General features: G+C 61.3%; 21 protein-coding genes. 9 read left to right on the top strand and 12 right to left on the bottom strand.

What is annotated here, in order from left to right; genetic code table 11:
• Nucleotides 1-533: 533 nt before the first annotated feature.
• Nucleotides 534-1298: an SDR family oxidoreductase gene (locus M1D68_RS22535; RefSeq protein ID WP_434608057.1), complete on the top strand. Its 765-nt coding sequence runs from the start codon at nt 534-536 to the stop codon at nt 1296-1298.
• A gap of 72 nt (nt 1299-1370) precedes the next feature.
• On the opposite strand, the gene M1D68_RS22530 is transcribed toward M1D68_RS22535, so the two are convergent.
• The 9 genes from M1D68_RS22530 to M1D68_RS22490 form a co-directional block, all read right to left on the bottom strand.
• The gene (locus tag M1D68_RS22530; protein WP_457968422.1) at nt 1371-2504 is read right to left on the bottom strand and encodes an AGE family epimerase/isomerase; all 1134 of its coding nucleotides are present in this window, start codon (nt 2502-2504) and stop codon (nt 1371-1373) included.
• Nucleotides 2505-2685: 181 nt separating this feature from the next.
• Nucleotides 2686-3258: a HupE/UreJ family protein gene (locus M1D68_RS22525; RefSeq protein WP_457968420.1), complete on the bottom strand. Its 573-nt coding sequence runs from the start codon at nt 3256-3258 to the stop codon at nt 2686-2688.
• 30 nt (nt 3259-3288) lie between these two features.
• Nucleotides 3289-3903 carry an urease accessory protein UreG gene (gene ureG, locus M1D68_RS22520; protein WP_420766222.1) on the bottom strand — a complete coding sequence of 205 codons (615 nt, stop codon included), beginning with the start codon at nt 3901-3903 and terminating at the stop codon, nt 3289-3291.
• A gap of 9 nt (nt 3904-3912) precedes the next feature.
• A complete protein-coding gene (locus tag M1D68_RS22515; protein ID WP_457968419.1) occupies nt 3913-4587 on the bottom strand; it encodes an urease accessory protein UreF in 675 nt (224 codons plus the stop codon).
• Nucleotides 4584-5084 (bottom strand): urease accessory protein UreE, encoded by a 501-nt coding sequence (ureE, locus tag M1D68_RS22510; RefSeq protein ID WP_420766224.1) that lies wholly within the window; start codon nt 5082-5084, stop codon nt 4584-4586. The genes M1D68_RS22515 and ureE overlap by 4 nt, the downstream gene beginning before the upstream one ends.
• 367 nt (nt 5085-5451) lie before the next feature.
• Nucleotides 5452-5838, bottom strand: coding sequence for a hypothetical protein (locus M1D68_RS22505; protein ID WP_457968417.1), 387 nt, complete (start codon nt 5836-5838; stop codon nt 5452-5454).
• Nucleotides 5835-7247: a PAAR domain-containing protein gene (locus M1D68_RS22500; protein ID WP_457968415.1), complete on the bottom strand. Its 1413-nt coding sequence runs from the start codon at nt 7245-7247 to the stop codon at nt 5835-5837. Before M1D68_RS22500 ends, M1D68_RS22505 begins: the two co-directional genes overlap by 4 nt.
• A gap of 357 nt (nt 7248-7604) precedes the next feature.
• Nucleotides 7605-8237: a TetR family transcriptional regulator gene (locus tag M1D68_RS22495; RefSeq protein ID WP_039592574.1), complete on the bottom strand. Its 633-nt coding sequence runs from the start codon at nt 8235-8237 to the stop codon at nt 7605-7607.
• Between the two features lie 152 nt (nt 8238-8389).
• On the bottom strand, nt 8390-8941 hold the full coding sequence (locus M1D68_RS22490; RefSeq protein WP_457968413.1) for a hypothetical protein: 552 nt from the start codon (nt 8939-8941) through the stop codon (nt 8390-8392).
• Nucleotides 8942-9331: 390 nt separating this feature from the next.
• On the opposite strand from M1D68_RS22490, the gene M1D68_RS22485 reads away from it, so the two are divergent.
• Nucleotides 9332-11407 carry an AsmA family protein gene (locus M1D68_RS22485; protein ID WP_434649092.1) on the top strand — a complete coding sequence of 692 codons (2076 nt, stop codon included), beginning with the start codon at nt 9332-9334 and terminating at the stop codon, nt 11405-11407.
• Nucleotides 11408-11523: 116 nt separating this feature from the next.
• On the opposite strand, the gene M1D68_RS22480 is transcribed toward M1D68_RS22485, so the two are convergent.
• Together M1D68_RS22480 and M1D68_RS22475 are read right to left on the bottom strand one after the other, a co-directional pair.
• Entirely contained in the window at nt 11524-12054 is a 531-nt protein-coding gene (locus tag M1D68_RS22480; protein WP_420766229.1) for a ferritin-like domain-containing protein, read from the bottom strand.
• Nucleotides 12055-12110: 56 nt separating this feature from the next.
• Nucleotides 12111-13052 (bottom strand): LysR substrate-binding domain-containing protein, encoded by a 942-nt coding sequence (locus M1D68_RS22475; protein WP_457968410.1) that lies wholly within the window; start codon nt 13050-13052, stop codon nt 12111-12113.
• Nucleotides 13053-13182: 130 nt separating this feature from the next.
• Here M1D68_RS22475 and M1D68_RS22470 point away from each other — a divergent pair, with 130 nt between their 5' ends.
• The 4 genes from M1D68_RS22470 (at nt 13183) to M1D68_RS22455 (ending at nt 16362) form a co-directional block, all read left to right on the top strand.
• Complete coding sequence (locus tag M1D68_RS22470) at nt 13183-13821, top strand: FMN-dependent NADH-azoreductase (RefSeq protein ID WP_457968409.1); 639 nt, start codon at nt 13183-13185, stop codon at nt 13819-13821.
• Between the two features lie 102 nt (nt 13822-13923).
• Nucleotides 13924-14814: an alpha/beta fold hydrolase gene (locus M1D68_RS22465; protein ID WP_457968407.1), complete on the top strand. Its 891-nt coding sequence runs from the start codon at nt 13924-13926 to the stop codon at nt 14812-14814.
• Between the two features lie 151 nt (nt 14815-14965).
• Complete coding sequence (locus M1D68_RS22460) at nt 14966-15238, top strand: PsiF family protein (RefSeq protein WP_457968405.1); 273 nt, start codon at nt 14966-14968, stop codon at nt 15236-15238.
• A 110-nt stretch (nt 15239-15348) separates the two neighbouring features.
• Nucleotides 15349-16362 (top strand): AI-2E family transporter, encoded by a 1014-nt coding sequence (locus M1D68_RS22455; RefSeq protein WP_420766234.1) that lies wholly within the window; start codon nt 15349-15351, stop codon nt 16360-16362.
• Between the two features lie 120 nt (nt 16363-16482).
• Here the strand turns inward: M1D68_RS22455 and M1D68_RS22450 are convergent, their stop codons facing one another.
• Nucleotides 16483-17757, bottom strand: coding sequence for an Hsp70 family protein (locus M1D68_RS22450; RefSeq protein ID WP_434608031.1), 1275 nt, complete (start codon nt 17755-17757; stop codon nt 16483-16485).
• 296 nt (nt 17758-18053) lie between these two features.
• Between M1D68_RS22450 and M1D68_RS22445 the strand changes: the two genes are divergently transcribed.
• The 3 genes from M1D68_RS22445 to M1D68_RS22435 all read left to right on the top strand — a co-directional run bounded on the left by M1D68_RS22445 (nt 18054) and on the right by M1D68_RS22435 (nt 24668).
• Nucleotides 18054-18992: a DnaJ C-terminal domain-containing protein gene (locus tag M1D68_RS22445; protein WP_457968403.1), complete on the top strand. Its 939-nt coding sequence runs from the start codon at nt 18054-18056 to the stop codon at nt 18990-18992.
• A 222-nt stretch (nt 18993-19214) separates the two neighbouring features.
• The gene (locus M1D68_RS22440) at nt 19215-19514 is read left to right on the top strand and encodes a chaperone modulator CbpM (protein ID WP_420766237.1); all 300 of its coding nucleotides are present in this window, start codon (nt 19215-19217) and stop codon (nt 19512-19514) included.
• 102 nt (nt 19515-19616) lie between these two features.
• Nucleotides 19617-24668, top strand: a complete 5052-nt coding sequence (locus tag M1D68_RS22435; protein ID WP_457968401.1) for an NEL-type E3 ubiquitin ligase domain-containing protein — start codon at nt 19617-19619, stop codon at nt 24666-24668.
• The last annotated feature ends 35 nt before the right edge of the window (nt 24669-24703 follow it).

Raw genomic sequence — 24703 nt, 5'->3', positions numbered from 1 at the left:
AAGCCTTTGAATACGTGCCTTTCAGGCCTGTGATCGTTTTTTGATCAGGCATTTTTGGTAAAAGGGGAGCGGCTGTTGTCAACAGTTTTATGTGGGTGGAAATGGGCTCGAAAGTCTGGGGGCAAGCCTGTGGATAAGTCTGTGACTAAACTCTGGAAAGACGGCGCTCAGCGGCGTGATTGATGGCTTGGAGCCATCGCGACATCAAGCGCCGCCTTATAGCAGATAACCTGATCTGCACAACCTGACTTGCCAGGTCAAGCGAAAAAATATTCCAAAACCCGTGCAAAGCCTTGTGCACAAAGGGTTACCGGTTTTTCACTTGCCCCCGTTTATTGTGGACCTACCTGTGGATAAGGTGCGGGCAACCCGCTGCGGCCCTTGCTGGACAAGGCCTGACGCTCATTGTTTGTTTTTTGAGCAATCGCAGGATTAAAGCGTTGATCAAGCCTTGCCCCTGGCGGGCCAGCCCGGGCATGCTGTGGGCCGATTTCCATTCAATGGCTGTTTGAAGCCCAAGCAAGGAGAACACGATGTCTGACACCCTGTTTATCACTGGCGCGACGTCCGGTTTTGGTGAAGCCTGTGCCCGTCGTTTCGCCGAGGCCGGTTGGAAGCTGGTGCTGACCGGCCGTCGTGAAGAACGCCTCGATGCCCTTTGTGCCGAGCTGTCGAAGCAGACCGAGGTCCATGGCCTGGTGCTGGATGTGCGTGATCGCAAGGCCATGGAAGAGGCCATCGGCAACCTTCCGCCATCCTTTGCCACGCTGCGCGGGCTGATCAACAATGCCGGCCTGGCCTTGGGCGTCGATCCGGCGCCCAAGTGCGACCTTGATGATTGGGACACCATGGTCGACACCAATGTGAAAGGTCTGATCTACAGCACGCGCCTGCTGCTGCCGCGCCTGATCGCCCATGGTCGTGGCGCTGGCATCATCAACCTGGGTTCCATTGCCGGTAATTACCCGTATCCAGGCAGCCATGTTTATGGCGCGAGCAAGGCGTTCGTCAAACAGTTCTCCCTGAACCTGCGTTGCGACTTGCAAGGCACGGGTGTGCGGGTGAGCAACATCGAGCCGGGGCTGTGCGAGAGCGAGTTCTCGCTGGTGCGTTTTGGTGGCGACCAGGCGCGCTACGACGCGACCTACGCCGGCGCCGAGCCGATCCAACCGCAGGACATCGCTGACACCATTTTCTGGGTGCTCAACACCCCGGCGCACATCAACATCAACAGCCTCGAACTGATGCCGGTGAGCCAGACCTGGGCCGGGTTCGCCATCGAACGCAACAAGGCCTGACCGCTGGCCTTATTGAGCTGGAATCGATGAGCTGTTGTGGCGAGGGTGCAAGCTCCCTCGCCACGAAAAGTGTTACGCCAGGTAGTCGGCCAGACCGCGGTAGCAGGTCAGAAGATGATAAGGGGTGGTCGAAGGCATGTCCCGGCGGCTGACGATGCCGTCGGCGTCAAGACATTCATTCCAGCCCCGGGGATGCAGGAAATGCTGCTGCAGCGCTTGCAGTTGACGCAGCAAGGCATTGTCGCTTCCCGGGCGCAACGTCAATGCCCGCAGGTATTCCGCTTGGGCCCAGATGCGTTGAGTGGCGTCGCGTGGGGTCGATTGCGGCGCCAGGCTCAGCATCGCGCGTACCGCGCTGGAGTCCGGATCGACACCTTGTCGCTCGGTAAAACCAAAGCTGTGCTCTAGCGCCGTGTGCAGCTTGCCACCACGCAACAAGGGCGATGAGGCCAGCAGGAAATACCATTCGAATTGATGGCCTGGCTCGAACCAGTTATCCACAGCCTTGAGTGGTTTCTCCATCATGGCCTTCTGTTCCGGGTCCACGAAGTGCCGGTACATCCCATCGCAAAGGCTCAGCAACGCCTGGCGCACGGTGGCATCGTCGCGAACCGAGAGGGTTGCCAGGAACGCTTCGGCCAGGTGCATCAGCGGATTCTGCAACGGGCCGGATTGGCAGGTCGACCAGTCACGCCCCAGGCTGGCTTCGTAGAGACCGTCCCCGGTGGCGAAGCGCCGGCTGATCACTTCCAGCGCGGCGTTCAACGTCGATTCCACCAACGGCTCGCGAACCTTGCCCCAGTAATGGGCGCAGGCGAACAGGATAAACGCGTGGGTATAAAGGTCTTTGCCCATGTCCAGCGGCGCGCCCTGCGGGTCGATGCTGTAGAACCAGCCGCCATGTTCGGCGTCGTGGAAATGCCGCTGCAATGAGCGGAACAACGCGGCGGCGCGCTCCTCGGCCTGCGGCACCTCACCGATCAGGCTGGCGAACACATACAGCTGCCGCGCACAGGCCATGGCCCGGTAACGCTGGGGCGGCAGCGGCTGGTGCTGGCTGTCGAGGGATTCATAGGGCAACGCCAGTTCGGCATTCCAGCCCGGGCCCTGCCACATCGTCACGATCACGTCGTGAAAATGCTGGCGCACCGTGGCGAACAGGGCGGTCAATTCAGGCTGGGGAGCGGGGCGGGAAGCATCAGGCATTGGCGGACGTCGTCACGGCGGGGGCGAATGCGCGACATGGTAGCAGAGTGACCGACTCCAGAGAGATGACGCCTGTAAGTCCGTCATCGCGAGCAAGCTCGCTCCCACAGGGCGGGGCGTACACCGATCAAAGTGGGGGAGCGAGCTTGCTCGCGATGAGGGCCGGCTGGGCGCTAGAGAATCAACCCGCCAACAGCCAAACCCCGGCCGCCGCCGAAGCCGCCCCGGCCAACCGCACCAATGGCGCCGCCGCTCGCGGCAACACCCGCACCAGCGCAAAACCTGCGCCGTGCAACGCCGCTGTCGCTGCGACAAAGCCTACGGCGTAAGCCCAGGGGCTGGACATGTCCGGCAGCTCCAAGCCATGGGCCACGCCATGGAACAGCGCAAACACCGCAGTCGCAGCGACAGCCAGGCCCAGCGGTGGACGCACGGCCAGTGCCACCGCCAGGCCCAGGGCGAGTACCGAGGCGGCGATCCCGCTTTCCAGCGCCGGAAGGTGCAGGCCTTCAAAACCCAGCACGCCGCCAAGCAGCATTGCGCCGACGAAGGTACACGGCAGTGCCCAACGCGCAGCGCCTTGTTGTTGTGCGGCCCACAAACCGACCGCGAGCATCGCCAGCAAATGATCGAGCCCGCCGATCGGGTGGCCCAGCCCGGCGATCAGGCCATTATTGCCGTGGCCGGGGTGGGCGAAGGCCAGCGCCGGGGTCAATAGCAGGGCGAGGGCGCCGCAGATACGTTTGCATGTCATGGAGAAGCTTCCTTGTTGGAATGGGAAAGATCACGCGGCCGTCAACAGGCCTTGGCGCTCGATGAAGGCAATGATGTCGTCCAGGCCCTGGCCGGTCTTCTGGTTGCTGAAGACGAACGGCTTGCCGTTGCGCATCCGCTGGGTATCGCTGTTCATCATTTCCAGGGATGCGCCGACCAGTGGCGCCAGGTCGATTTTGTTGATCACCAGCAAATCGGACTTGCAGATACCCGGCCCGCCTTTGCGCGGCAGCTTGTCGCCCGCCGAAACGTCGATGACGTAGATGGTCAGGTCTGACAGTTCGGGGCTGAAGGTAGCCGACAGGTTGTCACCGCCGGACTCCACCAGGATCAGGTCCAGGCCTGGGAAACGCCGGTTCAACTGGTCCACTGCTTCCAGGTTGATCGACGCGTCTTCACGGATCGCCGTGTGTGGGCAGCCGCCGGTTTCGACGCCAATGATCCGTTCCGGCGCCAGGGCTTCGTTGCGCACCAGGAAGTCGGCGTCCTCGCGGGTATAGATGTCGTTGGTGACCACCGCGAGGTTGTAGCGCTCGCGCAGGGCCAGGCACAGGGCAAGCGTGAGCGCGGTCTTGCCGGAGCCCACCGGGCCGCCGATACCCACGCGCAGAGGTTGTGTGTTCATGTGTGTCTCCTAGGAACGAAACAGGCGGCTGTACTGGCGCTCATGAGCCATGCACGCCAGGGACAGGCCAAACGCGGCGCTGCCGTAATGATCGGGATCGATGTTCGAGGCGATGTGCTGGGCTTGTTGCAGCACCGGCAGCAACTCGCTCGTCAGGCGCTGGGCGGCTTGTTGACCCAGGGGCAGGGTTTTCATCAGCACCGCCAATTGGTTTTCCAGCCAGCTCCACAACCAGGCGGCGAGGGCGTCCTGCGGGCTGATGTTCCAGGCGCGCGCCGCCAAGGCCCAGCCCAGCGCCAGGTGGGGTTCGTCGCGCTGCTGCAGAAAGTCGCGGGCCGCACTGTCGAGTTCCGGCAGGCCGGCGAGCAGCTGCTGCAACGAGTAACCCATCTGCCGGCTTTCCTGAAACAGCTCGCGGGTTTCCCGGCTGGCGCGGTGTTGCTCGCAAAGTTGCCGCAGCCCGTCCCAATCGTCAGCCGCGGCGGCTGTGCAATGGGCCCGCAGCAGAGGCGCTTCGAAGCGCGCCAGGTTCAGCAGCATCTGGTCGCTGAGCCATTGGCGTGCGTCGTCGGGCGTCCGAACCTGGCCGTTATCCACCGCCATTTCCAATCCCTGGGAATAGCTGTAGCCGCCAATCGGCAGTTGCGGACTGGCCAGGCGCAGCAGCGCCCAGGCCGGGTTCATGTGCGCACACCAAACTGGTGCAGGCGCGGCGCGTAGTTGAAATCTTCATCGCCGTGCCGGGAATGATGGTGGCCGCCGCCGTAGGCGCCGTGTTCTGGCTGGAATGGGGCTTCGATGGATTCGGCGCTGGCGCCCAACTGTTCGAGCATCGCCTTGAGCACGTAGTCATCCAGCAAGCGCAGCCAGCCATCGCCTACTTGCAGGGCCACGTGGCGATTACCCAAGTGGTAGGCCGCGCGGGTCAGCTCGAACGCATTGGCGCAGGTGACATGCAGCAACTGCTCGGGACGCGCGCAGACACGCACGATGCGCCCGTCCTCGGCCTGCAGGCATTCGCCATCGTACAGCGGTGGCTGGCCTCGTTCGAGGAACAGCCCCACGTCCTCGCCTTCGGCACTGAAACAGCGCAGGCGGCTTTTGCTGCGTGCGTCGAAGGTCAGGTGCAACTCGGCGTCCCAGCCTGGTTGTGTGTCGATTCTGCGGTGAATCACCAGCATCGGAGTGCTTCCAGCAATGAACATTGCTGTGTTTAGAGCAAGGGGCTTGCCAATCGAAGATGGTGTAGGAAATACCTGGGGATGGCGTTTCAGGATGGGGCGGATTGCGTGTCGTTATGGTGCGCTTGGTGGTGTTGCGCACCATTTTGTAGCTTGCACGGCGCACTGTGGAAGCGAGCTTGCTCGCGATAGCGGTAGACCAGCCGACATCAGTGTTGCCTGACCTGCCCCCATCGCGAGCAAGCTCGCTCCCACACGAAAGCGCTGCCTAGTTCAAGCCTGACAGTGCCTTTCTGCCATATGATTTGCTGACCATCGCGATCAGAGTTGAATCACAAGACACAGGTCGAGCTATGGGACAGGAAGACTAAGCGAGACCAAACTTAACGAGCATGGCAAGAGCAATCATTACCGATAGAAGTGCGATAACACACCACTGCAGTGCTACTAGCTTGCGCTTAAGGCTCGCGGGAAAACTATTTATGTCTTCGACATTAAGTCCGCCTCTTTTGAGGTAGAAATTGGGAAAGGTGATGAGTCCGGAAATACCGCCTACCAGCATCAATTTTCCCCAAGGACCACCATGGCGCAGTGATGCGATCGTCATGACGGCTGAACAATTTTTCAAGTGATCCAATATTAGGTCTATTTTTTTGTAAGCCAAGTACAGACACATTCCAATCCAAATGAAAATTCCTCCCAAATCAATTATCCCGACGACCATAAATAATTTTTCAGAGACGCTCACAGTCATTGGGCAGCCTCATAGATAAGTTCGCCTGTTTTTTCACCCAGTATTCCTCCAAGGACACCCCCCGCAAGCGACCCCGTTCCGACCACCAGAAGACCGCACCCCACCATTGCCAACCCTCCTGTCGGCACACTTAACCCGATACAGATCGCTCCAACCACAGGCCCAGTCAGGGCGGCGCCTGCTGCTACACCACCTGCCACGCCACCAGCGAAGCTGCCAGTCTCAGCGAACTTAACTTTCTTACAAGCCTGCGCACTGTCTGCCGTGCAAACATCCTGGACCTTCATATACGAAGCTCCACCTCCAATAATCGGGCCAATCCACCCCCCGTACTTGATGATTTTGGCCGCTTTGGAGACACCCTCAATATGTGTCGCATAACCTGGAATCTGACCTGCGCCACCAGCCTTGGTCCAACGGTGGACCAAACTGCGACTGGAGATGCCCAAGGCGCTTTTCAAGTTTGGATGATCTGGAAGCCCGGTGCCCTTTCGCGTCAGGGTGGTCAGATGAGTGTCGAGCCTAGAGAGCAGTTGTTTGCGCTCTGCAAAAAAAACCGACGACCGTAAGTGCCCATCGCGCCGGAAAGTACGTTGATGCAACGCCTCGATATCCCGCAGAACGGTTTTAACGTCCTCCAGATTTTTGGCGAAGATGGCCTCACCAACACCGATGGCAGTCGAGCCTTGGGCGAAGAAGGTCTCGATTTCATCTCGATGCCGGGCCATGAAGTCGGCCTCGTCCGCGCTTAGCGGCTCAAGGGCATCGTTGATCCATATTGCTGTTTCCATCAACAGCGCCTCTTCGCGGGTGCATTGATGATTGTTCGGATCGCTCAGCACGATCATCGAACCGGCCTTGACCACATCGCGATAAGGATTGAGCGCGCGGAATTTGCGCATCACCGCCGGGTCGGGTGATTGGAACAGCATCGCCTCCAGCGCTTCGCGGGTCACGCTTCTGGGCACAACGTAGAAGCCCGGCTCCAGGGGTTCTACGCGGGTGGATGCGCGGGGCGGCGGGCTGATTGACGGGGCGAGAAACGATTGGCGTGAAGCACTTGGTGCGTGGGTCGCGGTCGCGGACTGTGGAGCCGGCTGAGCGGCTCGGTTGGCTTGCGGTGCAGAATTCGCACCTTCATAAGTGGCCCAGGATACCGAGGGGATCAGTTGCGCTTTGCAGGGGCAGGTACTGTGACTATCCAACGTGCCGGCCATTCGCTTGCCATGGCTGACCATGTGCGCTATGCCGCCCCTGATCTGATAGATTTTTCCGTCCTTTCCACACGAAACCCGGTCCCCTTCGCGGGCGTGCAGCAGGCCGAACATATTGACCCTACCATCGCCATCCAGCACTTCACCACCACACGTGGTCTTGTCGCCCCGGCCAATGAAATAACCCCTGTTCATTGGCTGTTCTCCTTCATTTCATTCCGGCGCGCACGGCGGCCCACGGCTGGCTCTACCGTGGGCAAAAAATCTTCTGCGTTCATTTTCATGGCTCCTATACCAGTCCGTCTTACGCAAGGGCGCGTTGACAGTTCTCGGAAGCGATGAATAAGACGATGAGCCGCTGATTGAGCGCAATTCCGGCGCGGGTGGCATTTGCAGCGAATAGGAAAGTTCGCAGGCTCGGATGCGCCTTTTCCTACATCACGGAACATCTGTCCCGTGGTTTTTCGGGAGGCGGTGTGTCAGGTAAGCAATCAGGGGACTGAGACTCCGCCATCGCGAGCAAGCGCCTTCCCACTAAGGAAACATCAGGCGCTATTCGGTACTGCCCAATCCACGCCAATGCTTGAGGCCAATGAAGATGAACCGCAGTTGCTGGGTAATCTTCGCCTGGGGCGTGAGGTGCTCGGGCAGGGCTTCGGCGGGCGGGTCGATGATGTCCGGCAAGGTGGCGAAGACACTCTTGACGATGAGATCGGCCATTACGTTGAGCCCGGCGAGGTCCAGGTGCTGGAGTTTCGGCATTAGCGCCAGGTCGGCGGCCAGGTCCGAGCTGATGTCTTCACGCAGCCTCGCGATGGCTTGTCGGACCGGCTGCGATCCACCGTATTGCTCGCGAGCCAGGAACAGGAACTGGGATCGGTTGGCATGAACCACGTCGAGAAAAATCCGCACTGACGCGTCGATGATGCCGCCCATGACGAACTCGTTGTGACGTACCAGTCGTATGGTTTCGCGAAAGGTCTGGCCGACTTCGCTGACGAGCGCCAGGCCCAATTGGTCCATGTCCTGGAAGTGTCGGTAGAACCCGGTCGGTACGATGCCTGCCGTCTTGGCCACTTCACGCAGGCTCAGGCTGCCGAACCCCCTGCCACATTCCATCAAGTGGCGGGCTGCGTCCATCAGGGCGTTTCGGGTCTGTTGTTTCTGTTCGGCGCGGGGCAGCATCGCAGGACTGACTTCCGAGTCATGGGAGCGACGCACTCTAGCAAATCGGCTTTGCCGTCGTCGAACGGTAGGAGGTAATCGGGGAAAACGAGGTGCTGGAAAATCAAAAGCCCGATTCAAGGAATCGGGCTTTTTTCATAACCACCATGGGCTCAGCTCACTTCGCCGCGGCGTTTGATGACGCGATCGCCGCCGTCCGCAGCAAGGAGTTGGCCTTGTGGAGTGCGACCGGAACCATCGGCAGCCAAGGTCTGGCCTTGTGGAGTGCGGTCGGAACCATCGGCAGCCAGGGTCTGGCCTTGTGGGGTGCGGTCGGAACCGTCAGCGGCCAGGGATTCGCCCAGTGGGGTGCGGTCGGAACCGTCAGCGGCCAGGAATTCGCCCAGTGGAGTACGGTCGGAACCATCGGCAGCCAAGGTCTGGCCTTGTGGAGTACGGTCGGAGCCATCGGCAGCCAAGGTCTGGCCTTGTGGAGTACGGTCGGAGCCATCGGCAGCCAAGGTCTGGCCTTGTGGTGTACGGTCCGAGCCACCTTCAACCAGGCCTTTTTCTTCCAGGCGGTCACGGCCACCTTCGGCGACGGTTTGGCTGTAGACAGAGTGGCTGTCCTTGACCTGTGGAGTGGCTTGTTCGGAAGCTGGCAGGGCGAAAGCGGTAGAGGCCAGCAGTGAAAGGGAAAGGCTCATCAGTATTTGGCGTTTCATGATCGTTGCTCCTCGGGAGGGCTGAAAAGTGGGTACGAGGGCAATGCTACTCTCGATAAGTCGATATAAAAGTTCATAAAGACAATGGTAATAATCAACAGAATTGATTGTTCCGTGCAAAGGCTCTAGAACGGGGGTTTCAGGGCAGCAGTTTTGCCCTGAAGTGGGTAGTTTGTACTCACTCGCGCCCCGCAGATGTGCGGGGGCGGTAACAGGTAGCTGACGAGTCGGTCAGGTTCGTGCGTGTTTTTTTAGTGCCGTTCGTCACCCTTGGTGGTAAACCTGTTGGCCGTTTTGCCTGTCCAACGATCATCGCAACGAGCCGGCTACAGGTTCGTGCTGCCCCAGACGTCGCGGTCCGGACGTCCATCTGCCTCAGGAGCCTTGTGCATGACGCGCACCTCAAAAATCTTCGCCTGGGGCTTTGCCTGCCTCGTTGTCCTGCTGACCGTGCTGGTGCTGTTCATCGCGTTCTTCGATTGGAACCGCATCAAGCCTGCGCTCAATGCCAAGGTTTCCGAAGAGCTGCATCGCCCATTCGCAATCAATGGCAACCTGGCGGTGATCTGGCGGCGCGAACCCGGCGAGGGCGGCTGGCGGGCATGGCTGCCATGGCCGCATGTGGTCGCCGAAGACCTGACCCTGGGCAACCCGGATTGGTCGAAGCTCCCGCAGATGGTCACGCTCAAGCGCGTCGAGTTGCGTATCTCGCCCCTGGCGTTGCTGGCGCGGCGGGTGGCCATCCCGCGTATCGACCTGACCGGCCCCGACGCCAGCCTGCAGCGCCTGGCCGATGGACGGGCCAATTGGACTTTCCAGTTCGATCCAAAGGACCCGGACGCCGAGCCGTCCAGTTGGGTGGTGGACATCGGCGCCATCGGTTTTGACAAGGGGCATGTCACGCTCGACGACCAGACGCTCAAGACCCGGCTCGACGTGCTGGTCGACCCGTTGGGCAAGCCCATTCCCTTCAGTGATATCGTCGGGGAAAAAACCGCGAAAAGAACCCGGGAACAGGGCTCGTCACCACAAGACTATGCCTTTGCCTTCAAGGTCGACGGGCAATATCACGGGCAGGGTCTCAGCGGATCCGGCAAGGTCGGCGGCCTGCTGGCGTTGCAGGATGCGGCACAACCTTTTCCATTGCAGGCCCAGGCGAAGATCGCCGACACCCGCGTCGAACTGGCCGGCACCCTGACCGACCCAAAGAACCTCGGCGCCCTTGACCTGCGTTTGAAACTGTCCGGCAACAGCCTGGCCAATCTTTATCCGCTGACGGGCGTGACCCTGCCGGATTCGCCACCGTATTCCACGGACGGCCGATTGATCGCCAAGCTCCACGAGCCGGACGGCGCACAGTTTCGCTACGAGGCGTTCAACGGCAAGATTGGCGACAGTGACATCCACGGTAACCTGGCCTATGTCGCCAGCCAGCCCCGGCCGAAACTCAGCGGTGCGCTGGTGTCCGACCAGTTGTTGTTCAGTGATTTGGCGCCGTTGATCGGCGCGGACTCCAATGCCGAACAAAAAGCCCGTGGCGGCGCCAGCAAACAACCGTCCGACAAGGTGTTGCCGGTGGAGGAGTTCCGCACCGAACGCTGGAGTGCGATGGACGCCGACGTGGAGTTCACCGGCAAGCGTATCGTTCACAGCGAGCAGTTGCCGTTCACCGATCTCTACACGCACCTGGTGCTCAACGACGGCCAACTGAGCCTGGAGCCCCTGCGCTTTGGCGTCGCCGGTGGCCGGCTCGATGCGCAGATCCGCCTCAACGGCCACACCCAGCCCCTCGAAGGCCAGGCGAAATTGACTGCGCGGGGCTTCAAGCTCAAGCAGTTGTTCCCGGGATTCGAGCCAATGAAGACCAGTTTTGGTGAACTCAATGGCGACGCGGATATTTCCGGGCGCGGCAATTCGGTGGCGGCGTTGCTGGGCACCTCCAATGGCACCCTGAAGATGCTCATCAACGACGGCGCCATCAGCCGCGAGCTGATGGAACTGGCGGGGCTCAACGTCGGCAATTACGTGGTGGGAAAAATCTTTGGCGACAAGGAAGTGAAGATCAATTGCGCAGCGGCTGACTTCGATATCAAGACCGGCCTGGCGACCACGCGCCTGTTCGTGTTCGACACCGAGAACGCGATTATCTATATCGACGGTACGGCGAACATGGCCACCGAACAACTGGACCTGACCGTCACGCCCGAGTCCAAGGGCTGGCGGTTGATTTCTCTACGCTCGCCGCTGTACGTGCGGGGCACGTTTGCCAACCCTGCCGCCGGCGTCAAGGCCGTGCCACTGATGTTGCGCGGTGCCGGGATGGTTGCCCTGGGTGTCATCGCCGCACCGGCGGCGGGGCTGTTGGCCCTGGTCGCGCCCAGCGGTGGCGAGCCGAACCAGTGCGCGCCGTTGCTTGAACAGATGAAGGCGGGCAAGGCGCCGGTCACGGTCAAGCCTACCCGGTAGCCGAGTAGTGATGCTATCGGCCTCACCGCGATCAGGCTCGCTCCCGCCTTCGATCGAGTTTCTTCAAAAGAAAAACGCGATCCCCTGTGGGTGCGAGCCTGCTCGCGAAAGGCGTATCAGAGATCGGCCAGGATATCGGCCATGTCATCAGCGTGCTCTTCTTCCTGGGCCAGGATGTCTTCGAAGATGCGCCGAGTGGTTGGGTCTTTTTCGCCGATGTATTGGACGATTTCCCGATAGCTGTCGATGGCGATACGTTCGGCGACCAAGTCTTCGAACACCATTTCCTTGAGCGTATTGCCTGCCACGTACTGGGCGTGGGAATGCCGGGTCAACAGGTCGGGGTTGAATTCCGGTTCGCCACCCAGTTGCACGATGCGTTCGGCGAGCCTGTCGGCGTGCTCGGATTCCTGGTTGGCGTGTTCGAGAAACTCACTCGCCGCGACACCGGCCTTCAGGCCGGTGGCCATGAAATAGTGACGCTTGTAGCGCAGTGTGCAGACCAGTTCGGTGGCCAATGCTTCGTTGAGCAGGCGGATGATTTCCTGTCGATCGGCGTTGTAGCCTTCGGTGACCGCGCCGTTCTGGACGTTCTGGCGCGCACGTTCGCGCAGGGTCGTGACGTCGGATAAGTGCATGTCGCTCATCTCGTTCTCCTGGAGGCTGATCCGGTTAGGCGTCACGCTCTGCTGGCGCGATCGCTCTAGTTCTGAGTGATGCGATCCTGGAAAAGTTTTACCGGATTTTTCAAGGCGTGCCCGGACAAGCGTGCTTCCTCCTCCACCCATTGGAAAAAATCCCGCACGGGCGGGTGCCGCTCTCGTCCCGGCACGCAAAGCGCGCTGTAGCCGGCACCGCTGACTTGGACCTTGGGGCGATAACCCACCAGCAACCCGCTGGCGACGCTTTGCGAAGCCAGGATATTGCTCGCCAATACCAGGCCCTGGCCGGCGATGGCCGCTTGCAGGGCGTAGTGCTCTTCATCGTATTCACGTATGCAAGGTTGCCGGGTCATCCAGCTTTCCCCCGCCTGGGCGCACCAGGCGTCCCAACCGTGGGCGTACAGCTTGGCGTTATGCCAGCGCACGCTGATCAGTGTCGGCGGCTGCCGGGTGGCCAGCGCGACTTGTTCCGGCGAGCCATACACGCCGAAGCTCTCTTCGAACAGGCACATGCCATAGAGGTTCGAGTAGCCGTCCAGGCTGTAGCGCACCACCAGATCGACGCTGGCGTCCTGAAGCAAGTCGATGACTTCGCAATGGGTGTCCAGGCGTACGTTGATGTTCGGATGGCGCGCGTAAAACCGCCCCAGGCGCGGCACCAGCCACAGGGCGGCAAACGCCGCCGTGGTGGATATCGTCAGGTGCGTGGTGCTGCGTTGCGGGCGCAGGCTGTCGACGCTTTGTGCAACTTCCAGCAATGCCCCGTGCAAGCTGTGGAACAGCCGCTGTCCCGCGTCGGTGAGGCGTACCCGGCGCGGCAAGCGTTCGAACAACTGCGCCCCCAGCCAGGTTTCCAGGGAGCGGATCTGGTGGGAAATCGCTGTCGGGGTGACCGCCAGCTCTTCGGCCGCCGCCTTGAAACTGAGCAGGCGTGCAGCCGCCTCGAAGGCTCGCAAGGCATTGAGGGGCAGGGTGGCAAACATTGGAAATCTCCGTATGGATGAAAACAACTCATCCGGATGAACTAACGCTCATTTGCGATCAAGGGCGACCGGGCTCCAATCTTAAAGCCACAGGCCGTTCCGATTGTAGTCGAATTAGAAGGAGTTACAGATGAGCAGCATTCTTGTCGTACAGGGTAGCCCACGCGGTGAGCGTTCCCATTCCCGACGTCTGACGGAGGCATTCATAGTGGCGTGGCAGGCCGCCAATCCACTTTGCCAACCGACTCGCCGCGAGGTGGGCCGCGCCGCCATCCCTGCGGTCAACGAAGCCTTTATTGCGGCGGCGTTTTACTCCGAGCCCCAGGCGCGGCCATTGACCATGCAGGCCGACCTGGCGCTGAGCGATGCGCTGGTTGCCGAATTGCAAGCCCACGATCGCTTGGTAATCTCGGCACCCATGCACAATTTTGGCGTGCCCAGCGGCGTGAAAGCCTGGGTCGACCAGATCGTACGCATCGGCGTGACGTTCAACCACAGCCTCGACAACGGTGTTTCCCAGTACGAGCCGCTGGTGTCGGGCAAAAAGGCGCTGATCGTGACCAGCCGAGGTGATTTCGGCTTCGGCCCTGGTGGCCAATTGGAGGCCATGAACCACGCCGACACCTGGCTGCGGGCGGTGCTGGGCTTCATCGGTATCAACGACGTGACGGTGGTGGCGGCCGAAGGCGAAGAGTCCGCCGAGCACAGCTTCGCGCGTTCCTATGCCGAGGCCGAGCAGCGCTTGCTGGCGCTCGCCCGAACCTTTTGAGGACCTGGGTCTTGCCGCGATCGGGCTGAAGTGCCTCGGGTGTCATAGACTGGTCATCATCGGTACTGATGCTGACCACCTCTTGATCGCAAGGATGTCGCCATGTCGCAACGCTGTGCCACTCGCTACCCCTTGGTGCTGGTCCCGGGCATGCTCGGTTTCATTCGCCTGGTGTTGTATCCGTACTGGTATGGCATCGCAGAGGCATTGCGCCGGGGCGGGGCCGTGGTGATTCCTGTGAAGGTCTCGCCCTTGCATTCATCCGAGGTTCGCGGCGAGCAGCTGTTGGCCCGGATTGAGGAAGTGCTGCGGCAAACCGGCGCGCAAAAGGTCAACCTGATCGGCCACAGCCAGGGCGCCCTCACTGCCCGCTACGCCGCGGCCAAACGCCCGGACCTGGTGGCGTCGGTCTCTTCGGTGGCCGGTACCAACCACGGTTCCGAGCTAGCCGATTACCTGCAAACCCATTACCCGGCCGACAGCGCCAAGGGCCGGGTGCTCAGTGCCTTGCTGCGGCTGATCAACGCGATCATGAGCCTGCTGGACACCGGTTATCACGGGCCACGGCTGCCAGCCGACCTCAAGGCATCCCATGCTTCGCTCACCACTGCCGGGGTGGCGCTGTTCAACGAACGTTATCCACAGGGGCTGCCCCAAACCTGGGGCGGGCACGGGCCGGAAGAGGTCAATGGCGTGCGTTACTACTCCTGGTCGGGGACGTTGCAGCCGGGCAAGACCGACAAGGGTCGCAACCTCTTCGATGGCACCAATCGAAGCTGCCGGTTGTTCGCCCGCACCTTCGTGCGCGAAGCCGGGCAGTGCGATGGTATGGTCGGGCGCTGCAGTTCGCACCTGGGCACGGTGATCCGGGATGACTACCCGCTGGACCATTTCGACATCGTCAATCAGTCGCTGGGGCTGGTGGGCAGGGGGGCGGAGCCGATCCGGTTGTTTGTCGAGCATGCCGAGCGGTTGAAGGCGGCAGGCTTGTAGGACGCAGGGCGTCGCGCGTTATCGTTCGTTGCCGACATGCTCCAGACACTGGTAGTTCATGCTCGGGAAATCGAACAGATGAAGGTGTAACAGGCTTTGTCTACACTGCACCCCATCGCCACACCCTCGTGCGGCAACCAGGAGAAACACCATGAAGATGCTCCGTGTCCCTTTGTTGATGATGGGTTTGCTGCTGTGTTCCCAGGGGTTCGCCGCCACGGCCCAACAAACCAAGATGACCACCTGCAACGCCGACGCCACCGCCAAGGCCCTCAAGGGTGACGAACGCAAGACCTTCATGAGCAACTGCCTCAAGGCGACCCCACAGGACCGCATGAAAAGCTGCAATGCCACTGCCACCGAGCAGGCGTTGAAGGGTGACGCTCGCAAGGCGTTCATGAGTGAGTGCCTGAAGAAAAAATAAGCGCCGGATCTTCTGAGCCCTGGGCCAAATCGGCCGATACAATCCCTAGTGCTGCCAGCGGATCGCTGGCAGACTGCCGATCCTTTCATGCCGTTTTGTCCTGGGGCTGTATGCCAACGTTTTCTCAGCGTCATGTGTTGTTGGTGATCAGTTGGGTGATCATTTTTGGTGGGCTGTTGCTGGTGTTGCCGCTGCGCCTGTTGCCGAGCCTGTTGGCCGGGTTGCTGGTGTTCGAGCTGGTCAACATGCTCACTCCGCAGTTGCAACGATTGATCGAAGGCCGGCGTGCCCGCTGGTTGGCGGTGGCATTGCTCGGCACGTTGGTGGTCAGTGTGCTGACCCTGATCTTTGCCGGCGCCTTCAGTTTCCTGCTGCACGAAGCGGAAAATCCCGGGGCCTCCCTGGACAAGTTCATGACCGTGGTCGATCGCGCCCGTGGGCAACTGCCGCCGTTCATCGATGCCTACCTGCCGGCCAGCGCCGCCGAGTTCCGGGTGGCGATCGGTGATTGGGTGAGCAAGCACTTGAGCGACCTGCAGCTGGTGGGCAAGGACGCGGCCCACATGTTCGTGACGCTGTTGATCGGCATGGTGCTCGGCGCCATCGTCGCCCTGCAGCGCATCCCCGACCTGACCAAGCGCAAGCCCCTGGCCGCTGCGCTGTTCGATCGCCTGAACCTGCTGGTCAAGGCCTTTCGCAACATCGTCTTCGCCCAGATCAAGATTTCCCTGCTCAATACGTTCTTCACCGGGATTTTCCTGGCGGTGGTGCTGCCGCTGTTCGGCATCCAGCTACCCCTGACCAAGACCCTGATCGTGATGACGTTCCTGCTGGGGCTGTTGCCGGTGATCGGCAACCTGATGTCCAACACCCTGATCACTGTGGTCGCCCTGTCATTGTCGATCTGGGTGGCGGTGGCCGCGCTGGGTTACCTGATCGTGATCCACAAGCTCGAATACTTCCTCAACGCCCGTATCGTCGGCGGACAGATCAGCGCCAAGTCGTGGGAATTGCTCATGGCGATGCTGGTGTTCGAAGCGGCATTCGGCCTGCCGGGGGTGGTGGCGGGGCCTATCTACTATGCGTATCTCAAGAGCGAGTTGAAGCAGGTGGGGATGGTTTGATCCGACCGTTGTATCGATTGATCTACCGCTTTCGCGAGCAGGCTCGCTCCCACAGTTCGATCGCATTCGGTCAAACTGTGGGAGCGAGCCTGCTCGCGAAGGGGGCGCCTCGGTCCTGAATCAGGCCTGACTCCCATACCGCTTCATCGCCTCGATCGCCAATCCACTGCCGATACTGCCAAAGATATTGCCTTCCACATGCCGCGCCTGGGGAAGCATCGCCGAGACGCTGTTGCGCAGCGCCGGGATGCCGCTGGAGCCGCCGGTGAAGAACACCGTATCGACCTGATCAACCCGCACGTTGGCATCGTTGAGCAACTGCGTGACGCTGCCGCGTACCCGCTCAAGCAAGCCGTCGATGGCCGACTCGAACAAGGCCCGGCTCAGATCGACGCTCAGGCCCGGTTCGATCCGGTCCAGGGCCACATGGCGCTGGTCGGCGTGGGTCAGGTGAATCTTGGTCTCTTCCACTTCCATCGCCAGCCAGTGCCCGGCGCGCTGTTCGATCAGTTTGAACAGCCGGTCGATGCCCGCGGTGTCTTCGATGTCGTAGCGCATGCTGCCCAGGGCCAGGGTGGATTTCTGCGAATACACCGCGTTGATCGTGTGCCAGGTCGCCAGGTTCATGTGGTGGCTGGTGGGCATGTAGGCGCCGCTTTTCATGCGGCTGCCGTAGCCGAAAAGCGGCATCAGGCCTTGCAGGCTGAGTTGCTTGTCGAAGTCGGTGCCGCCGATGTGCACGCCACCGGTCGCGAGGATGTCGGCGTGACGGTTATCGTGGGTACGACGCTCGGGCGACAGGCGCACCAGGGAGAAGTCCGACGTACCACCGCCGATGTCGACGATCAGCACCAGCTCTTCTTTCTCGATGGTCGATTCATAGTCGAAAGCCGCCGCGATGGGCTCGTACTGGAACGACACTTCCTTGAAACCGATGGCCCGTGCCACATCGACCAAGGTGTTCTCGGCTTCCTGGTCGGCCATTTCGTCGTCATCGACAAAAAACACCGGGCGGCCCAGCACCACTTCTTCGAATTCTCGACCGGCAGTGGCTTCGGCGCGTTTCTTCAACTGGCCGATGAACAGCCCCAGCAGGTCCTTGAACGGCATCGCCGTGCCCAGCACGCTGGTGTCGTGCTTGATCAGCTTGGAACCCAGCAGGCTCTTGAGCGAACGCATCAGACGGCCTTCGTAGCCTTCCAGGTATTCGTGCAGCGCCAGGCGACCGTACACCGGACGGCGCTCTTCCTGATTGAAAAAGACCACCGAGGGCAAGGTGATCTTGTCGTCCTCCAGCGCGATCAACGTTTCCATGCCGGGGCGCAGCCAGCCGACAGTGGAGTTGGACGTGCCGAAGTCGATGCCGCAGGCACGGGCCGGGGATGCGTTTTTCATGTCTTTCAGATTCCGGTCGAAAAAACGGCCGCGCAGTGTATGCCAGTGCGGCGCGGATTCGAAGGCCGGTTATCCGCTAATTCGCAAACACGGGCCTTGAAAGACGACGTCACACCCCCAAACTTGCTGGCATGAGCCTGGCAGCCATCGGGCGGACACAAGAACCGCCACCCGCTGCCGATAAACTTCTGATGCGCCGCCCGGTCCCAATCTTGAGGCTGGTCAACCCGCTGTCCGGTCATCCGGGCATGCCGTGCGTGGCGGTGCGACATCGATAACGGATGGTGATGCTTAAGATGGACTTCAAAGACTATTACAAGATCCTGGGTGTCGAGCCGACGGCCGACGATGCCACGATCAAGGCTGCCTATCGAAAGTTGGCGCGCAAGTACCACCCGGACGTGAGCAAAGAGAAGGACGCCGAAACCAAGTTCAAGGACGTCTCCGAAGCCTATGAGGCGTTGAAAAGCGCCGACAAGCGTGCCGAGTACGACGACCTGCGCCGTTATGGTCAGCACGGACAGCCATTCCAGGGACCGCCGGGTTGGCAGAGCCGTGGCGGTTTTGGTGGCCAGGATACGGGTGACTTCTCGGACTTCTTCAGTTCGATCTTTGGCAATCGCGGGCCGGGTTTCGGTGGCCGTCAATCGGGTCGCAGCGCCGGCCGTCGGGGGCAAGACGTGGAAATGGAATTACCGATCTTCCTGGAAGAAACCCTGTCGAACGAGTCGAAGAAGGTCAGTTTCCAGGTGCAGCAATACAACGCGGCGGGCCAGCACGTGAGCAATACCAGCAAGAGCCTGAACGTGAAGATCCCGCTGGGGGTGACCGATGGCGAGCGTATCCGCCTCAAGGGCCAGGGCGCGCCGGGAATCGGTGGTGGCGCCAATGGGGACTTGTACCTGACCATTCGTTTCGCGCCGCACCCCAAGTTCGACGTCGAAGGCCAAGACCTGATCATCACCTTGCCCCTGGCGCCATGGGAATTGGCGCTGGGGACCGAGGTCGCGGTGCCGACCCTCACCGGCAAGATCAACCTCAAGGTCCCGGCCGGCAGCCAGAACGGCCAGCGCATGCGCGCCAAGGGCCATGGCCTGCGCAACAAGGCCGGCGAGCGCGGCTACCTGTTCGTGCAGCTCAAGGCCGTGATGCCCAAGGCCAGCGATGAATCGGTCAAGGCGTTGTGGGCCGAGTTGGCGAAGAAAGCTGCGTTCGATCCTCGGGAGCACTTCTGACCGGTAACCACAGGCCTGGCAACGCACTCCGTGGCGAGGGAGCTTGCTCCCGCTGGGCTGCGAAGCAGCCCCAAAACCATTCGACACGGTGCGCCAGGAAAAACCGGTAGGCAGGTTTTACGACTGCTGCGCAGCCGAGCGGGAGCAAGCTCCCTCGCCACAAAACCGGGTTTTCACAATCCTGGCTAGACTCGACAGTTGAAGCATTGGGAGAAGCAGACCATGAACGACCCGATCATCGAACTGAACCTGATGGAATTCTGTGAAGCCGCTGCGTTGGCGGATGTCCACGTGATTGAAATCGTCGAGCACGGCATCCTCGAGCCCCACGGCGCGGCCCCGACCGATTGGCGTTTCACCGATTACGAACTGGTCCTGGCCCGCCGGGCCGCCAAGCTGCGCCGTGAGTTGGAACTGGAATGGGAAGGTGTCGCGCTGGCGCTGGATCTGTTGGAGGAGGTCCAGCAGTTGCGATCCGAGAACCGTCGGCTGCGCCAGCAACTGGGCCGTTGGGTGGAGTAGGCACGCGCGGGGTCCCTGGCGGAAAAAAACGATAAATAGTTACCGCACTCGTCAGTGACGCGCTGGGTAGGCTCGGGTTTTCCACCATCAAGGATGATCCGAATGCCATTACCTATTTCTGCCGTTAGCGACCCCGGCATGACGCCGCTGCCTGAAAATCGCGGCGTCCATGTCGACCTGCTCAGGCAGCGCGTTCCCGATTGGTACATCGGGGCCGTCATGCGGCGCCAGCAGGCGTTGAGCGACCACGACCTGAAACTCCCGGCCTGGTACCCCAAGACCTCCCACGAAACCCGGACCCGCCTCAAGGACCAGCATGCGCGCTACCGCGCCAGCCTGAACCTGATCGACAACAGCTTGGGCCGCATCGAGGATATCCGCGCCTTTGCCAAGCCGTTGCTGACCCAGGCCATCCAGCAGGAATTCAAGCGAACCCTGGATGTGGAGAAGGTTTATTACGCCCGCCAGTACGCCAGCAAGACACGCAAGGACCTGGGCAGCACGCTGCTTCACCGCCTGACGGGCGAGGCCTGGGATACCTACGAGTACCGAGGTGCTTCGCTGCTGGAAACGGCACTGGCGAACTTCGAACCCGACGAAGAGCAAAAGCTCGATTGCGATGGCTGCCATGTCATCACCACCACGGCGCTGACCGCCAGCGGTACGCCTGCGCCTACGCTGGAGGCCGTTCGGGCGGGGGCGTTAATCGCTCCGCACGCCTTTGCCAGACTATGCCGCAAGCTGGACCTGGGGCGCCGCTACCAGCAGCACATTCGTGCCATCGCTCGACCCGCTGACGAAGACGCCCGCCGCCGTCTGGACCAGCAAATGCGCGACCACCACCGTCAGTCGTTGGCGCTGAGTGTCGAAGTCGCCTGGGCCAAGGCCGACATCAGCCGTGACACGTACCTGATGCTGCGGCAAGTGGTCGGCGATCAGGACGGCGCCATGCTCGACGGGCGACCGGTGACGTTCACTTCGCTGAAAATCTTCGACACCGAACTGGTCGGCCCGGTACTGATGGGGCCCGACCGGGAAAATACCCGGCGCCTGGAGCGTGTGGTGGCGTATCTACCGGGCGATCCCGAGCATCCTCTCAAGGAGTATCCGTCCAGCACCGAGTTCATGGTGGAACTGCGTCGGCGCCTCCATGGCATCGCCTACCGACAGTTTTTCAGCCGTTTCGTACCGCTGAGCCAGCAAGGGCATTTTTTCAAGCAGTTCGACCAGTTGTACCAACCCTCTCCCGAGGCCGATACCCAATCGGACTATCCGCTCAAGCCCTCGTTGAAGAATTTGCGCATGGCCGCATCGCCCATCACCGGCTCGCTGTGGGAAGCCTTGCGCCGCGAGCAATTGCAGAAAATCGAGATGGACGCGCGAACGGTGGCGGTGCCCACCGCCGATGAAGACAAAGCCGCCCGCCTGGCGCGCCTGGAGAGTTGGACGAACACGGTGATCGACGTGCTTAACCAATTGGCATTCGTGGTGCCTGCGTTAGGGCCACTGATGCTGACCGTGGCGGCCGTGCAGATGTTCGAAGAAGCGTTCGAAGGTATCGAGGCGTTCGAGCAAGGGGAAACCCAGGAGATGTGGGCGCACTTTTCCAGCGTGGCGCTCAATATCGCGTTTATCGTCGCAGGCGCCAAAGTGTTGCCGAAGATCCAGGCATCGGCCAGGGTGGATCGGTTGGAAGCGGTTGAACGGGCCAGCGGGGAGTCGCGACTCTGGAACCCTGATCTCACGCCGTACCGCAGTCCTTTGCGCCCACTCGTCGGCGCCGTCCCGGACAGTCTAGGGCTGTACGAGGTCAGTGGCCGCAAGGTCCTGCCATTGGACGGGCACCACTACGAAGTACAACAGGACCCGATTACCCACCGCTATCGCATCCGTCATCCTTCCCGGCCGGATGCCTACCAGCCCAAGCTGACGCACAACGGCAGCGGCGCCTGGAACCATGAACTCGAAAGACCACAGGGTTGGAAAGGCACAACCCTGATGCGCAGGCTGGGCCATCGGGTCGAGGATTTCAGCGACAGCGAACTGGAGCAGATCCGCATCGCCAGTGGCACCAGCGAGGACGTGTTGCGACGCATGCATGTGGAAGGCGAGCCGATGCCCGCATTGCTGGCCGATACGGTCAAGCGCTTTGACTTGGCGCGACAAGTCGACAATTTTATCGGGCAGCTGCAAAGCGAGGATTCGCTGCGACAGGACGAAGCCGATCCAGTGACGCAGTTGCACTTGCTTGCCGGTTATGGCCCCTGGCCAAGCGGGCTGAGATTGAAGGTGGTGGACGGGGCGGGCAAGACGCTCTGGCGGTATGTTCGTCCATCCCAGGGCTCGGCTCCGGTGAGTGATGTGATCATTCCCGAGGCAAAGGTGCGTACCTCTTCGGTGCTGAAGAATCTGATCGAGGCGGTGGACGCGACCGGGAAGGATCTGCTGGCCGACACCCGTCCGGCGATAGCGAAAACGAACATGGATGCTCGGATTCGCCAGCTCAGGAACAACCTCGCGGAAGTGGCGCGGCGTGAAAAAGTCCAGCTGCTCAATGATTACTACGCCAGGAGCCAAGAGCCAGTCGACCCTCGGGTGGCGTTGATCAAATCCCGCTTCCCATCGGTGCCGGCCGCGGCCATCGAGCAGATGATCACCGATGCCAACCGTGCGGAGCTTCAGCAGATGGCCGCGTGGAATGACGCCGATCCCACCCAGACCAAGCCGATTCCGCTGCGCATCGCCGAGGAACTGCGTCATTGTCAGCGAACGGTGCGTTTGAACCGGGCCTATGAAGGCCTGTACCAGCCTGCGTTGGCGACCGCGGACACGCCCCGATTGGCGCTGGCAACGCTCAAGACCCTGCCCGGCTGGAGCGACACGGTGCGTATCGAACTGCGAGACGATCATGCGGGCGGCGCCTTGGTCGACAGCATCGGGCCGCTGGAGGCGGCGCAGACCAAGATCGTGGTCAGGGACGGTGCTCGCTACCAGGCCCTTGATGACCGGGGCAATGAATTGAGCCATTGGGGCAGCGTCTTCGACGCGTTGCAACACGCCCTGCCGGACGCCGAGCGCCAGGCCATGGGGCGCCCTTCGATCCACCAGGGCGGCCTGCTGGAAAAGGCCCTCGGGAAAGCGCCATTGCCGCGCAATTCGTTGGCGCGAACCTTGAACTTGCCCGCCATCAAGCCATCGTTCCGCTCACCGATGCGCCTGGCGTCGGGCGCGGTGGGATACCCGCTGAGCGGGCTGCGAGCCTTGTTGGGGCTGGGGCGTTCGGTGGAAAGTCGCGTCCTGGAGTTGTACCCCAACCATACGAACGAACAGGTCCGGGCGTTGCTGGCTTCATTGGGCGACGGCGCCGTGGCGGAGCTCAAGCGACGCAAGATCGAGCTGGAGATGCTGGATCGGGACCTCGACCGTTGGGCCAATACGACCAGTTGGATTTATTCGGGCGACCGCATGGAGCAGGTGCCACCCGTGCGCAAGCGCGGGGTGGCCGATCAGATCAAGCGTTGCTGGAGGCGCCAGACCGCCGTGGTGACAGCCGCGGATGGCCGCGCGGCGGGCTATCAGCTCGATCTGGGCCGGCTGACAGTCGGTTACCTGCCGGAGCTGTCGGCGGATTTCAGCCACGTGGCCTCGCTGAAAATGGCAGGCATGGACCTGTCACAACAGGCCTGCGAAGGTTTTCTTTCCGGTTTTTCCTCTCTTCGCTGGCTGGACATGACTGACAACCGCCTGGCCCAAATTCCCGCGGCCTTGGGGGCAATGGATGGCCTGACCAAGCTGCTGCTCAAAGACAACACCATTACCCTGACCCCTCGTTGTGTTGAAGTCCTGCAGGGTCTTACCCGACTGAAGGTCCTCAATCTGGAAAACAACCCCGTGGGGCAGCTGCCGGATTTCAGTCGAATGTCCGATTTGCGCGGCCTGGGCCTCAAGGGCACCGGAATCGACACCTGGCCCGCCGGCCTGCACGGCTTGCCGCTGGAGTTCGTCGATTTACGCGACAACCAGTTGACCGACGTTCCGGAGGCGCTGCTCAACCCGGCGGCGGCTGACGTCCTTGCCACGGCCCGCGTCAACGGCGTGACTTTCCTCCAAGGCAATCCATTGAACGCAGCGACCCAGCAGCGCCTGCATGATTACTGGGCGGACCTGTGGCGTGAGCATCCCGAGTGGATAACGTTGCGTCAACACGGGGCGTTTGGTCATGTCGCGGTGGGAACGGCGGCCAATGTGCAGCAGTGGGTGCAGAATTTGCCCGACAGCCAATTACCCAACAAACGCGCGTTGTGGCAAAGCCTGGCGAGTGAACCGCAATCGGGTGAGTTCTTCGAGCTGTTGAATCGCCTGGCCACCTCCTATCAAGGCGAAGAAAGCTACTCGGACCTGCAGTCGCGTGTCTGGCAAATGCTGGAAGCCGCCGAGGCTTCCACCGACCTGCGTCGTGAGTTGTTCGAACTGGCGGGGGCTCCGGCGTGTGAGGACCGCGCAGCGTTATCGTTCAGCTACCTGGAAATCAGATTGATGATTCACGACGCCAAGGCCACGGCCAATGGCGAGGCTGAGGCCGGGACGTTGATCAAATTGGCCAAGGGATTGTTTCGCATCGATGAAGTGGAGCGCATCGCTCTGGAGGACATTCAGCGACGGCGTGACGCCATCACGGCCCGCCGGGACCTGTCGGCCGAGCAGAAGGCCCGGCACCTGGCAGAGATAGAGGAAGTCGAAGTGCGCCTCGCCTACCGGGTGGGGCTGAGGGATCGGCTGGCGTTACCGGGGCAGCCGAAAGGCGGGCGTTTTGTCCACCTGGGCAACGTCACCCAGGACATGCTGGATGCAGCCGCTACCCAGGTCCTGGCCCTGGACGATTCACCTCGGCAGGTGCAATCGCTGCTGGAGCGTGAATTCTGGATCGACTTTTTGAAACAGCAGCATGAAGCCGCGTTCCAGGCGCTGACCGACACCCTTATCACCGACCAGCTTGCATTGGATGAGGCCAAGGCGGCCGGAACCCTGGAGGAGGCTGACTATGGGACCAAGTCCGAGGCACTGGGCCTGCAGCACAGCGTCAAGGAAGCGGAGCTGATCCAGTCATTGACCGAGGAAGAGCTGGACGCGCAGGTGCAAAGTACTGATCTGTAACGCGGATTCTTGGGTCCGGAGCGGGGGTGAGGCCG

The sequence above is a fragment of the Pseudomonas sp. R4-84 genome (genome assembly GCF_054130985.1).
Note: the sequence above shows the minus strand (reverse complement) of the source record. Positions and strands in the feature narration are given on the sequence as shown.

Coding starts and splice junctions, on each gene's coding strand:
- M1D68_RS22475 (WP_457968410.1), bottom strand. CDS start 13,052: ATGTTTGCCACCCTGCCCCTCAATGCCTTGCGAGCCTTCGAGGCGGCT.
- M1D68_RS22485 (WP_434649092.1), top strand. CDS start 9,332: ATGACGCGCACCTCAAAAATCTTCGCCTGGGGCTTTGCCTGCCTCGTT.
- M1D68_RS22465 (WP_457968407.1), top strand. CDS start 13,924: ATGTCGCAACGCTGTGCCACTCGCTACCCCTTGGTGCTGGTCCCGGGC.
- M1D68_RS22535 (WP_434608057.1), top strand. CDS start 534: ATGTCTGACACCCTGTTTATCACTGGCGCGACGTCCGGTTTTGGTGAA.
- M1D68_RS22435 (WP_457968401.1), top strand. CDS start 19,617: ATGCCATTACCTATTTCTGCCGTTAGCGACCCCGGCATGACGCCGCTG.
- M1D68_RS22455 (WP_420766234.1), top strand. CDS start 15,349: ATGCCAACGTTTTCTCAGCGTCATGTGTTGTTGGTGATCAGTTGGGTG.
- M1D68_RS22450 (WP_434608031.1), bottom strand. CDS start 17,757: ATGAAAAACGCATCCCCGGCCCGTGCCTGCGGCATCGACTTCGGCACG.
- M1D68_RS22530 (WP_457968422.1), bottom strand. CDS start 2,504: ATGCCTGATGCTTCCCGCCCCGCTCCCCAGCCTGAATTGACCGCCCTG.
- M1D68_RS22505 (WP_457968417.1), bottom strand. CDS start 5,838: ATGACTGTGAGCGTCTCTGAAAAATTATTTATGGTCGTCGGGATAATT.
- M1D68_RS22515 (WP_457968419.1), bottom strand. CDS start 4,587: ATGAACCCGGCCTGGGCGCTGCTGCGCCTGGCCAGTCCGCAACTGCCG.
- M1D68_RS22500 (WP_457968415.1), bottom strand. CDS start 7,247: ATGAACAGGGGTTATTTCATTGGCCGGGGCGACAAGACCACGTGTGGT.
- M1D68_RS22440 (WP_420766237.1), top strand. CDS start 19,215: ATGAACGACCCGATCATCGAACTGAACCTGATGGAATTCTGTGAAGCC.
- ureG (WP_420766222.1), bottom strand. CDS start 3,903: ATGAACACACAACCTCTGCGCGTGGGTATCGGCGGCCCGGTGGGCTCC.
- M1D68_RS22495 (WP_039592574.1), bottom strand. CDS start 8,237: ATGCTGCCCCGCGCCGAACAGAAACAACAGACCCGAAACGCCCTGATG.
- M1D68_RS22490 (WP_457968413.1), bottom strand. CDS start 8,941: ATGAAACGCCAAATACTGATGAGCCTTTCCCTTTCACTGCTGGCCTCT.
- M1D68_RS22460 (WP_457968405.1), top strand. CDS start 14,966: ATGAAGATGCTCCGTGTCCCTTTGTTGATGATGGGTTTGCTGCTGTGT.
- M1D68_RS22525 (WP_457968420.1), bottom strand. CDS start 3,258: ATGACATGCAAACGTATCTGCGGCGCCCTCGCCCTGCTATTGACCCCG.
- M1D68_RS22480 (WP_420766229.1), bottom strand. CDS start 12,054: ATGAGCGACATGCACTTATCCGACGTCACGACCCTGCGCGAACGTGCG.
- M1D68_RS22445 (WP_457968403.1), top strand. CDS start 18,054: ATGGACTTCAAAGACTATTACAAGATCCTGGGTGTCGAGCCGACGGCC.
- ureE (WP_420766224.1), bottom strand. CDS start 5,084: ATGCTGGTGATTCACCGCAGAATCGACACACAACCAGGCTGGGACGCC.
- M1D68_RS22470 (WP_457968409.1), top strand. CDS start 13,183: ATGAGCAGCATTCTTGTCGTACAGGGTAGCCCACGCGGTGAGCGTTCC.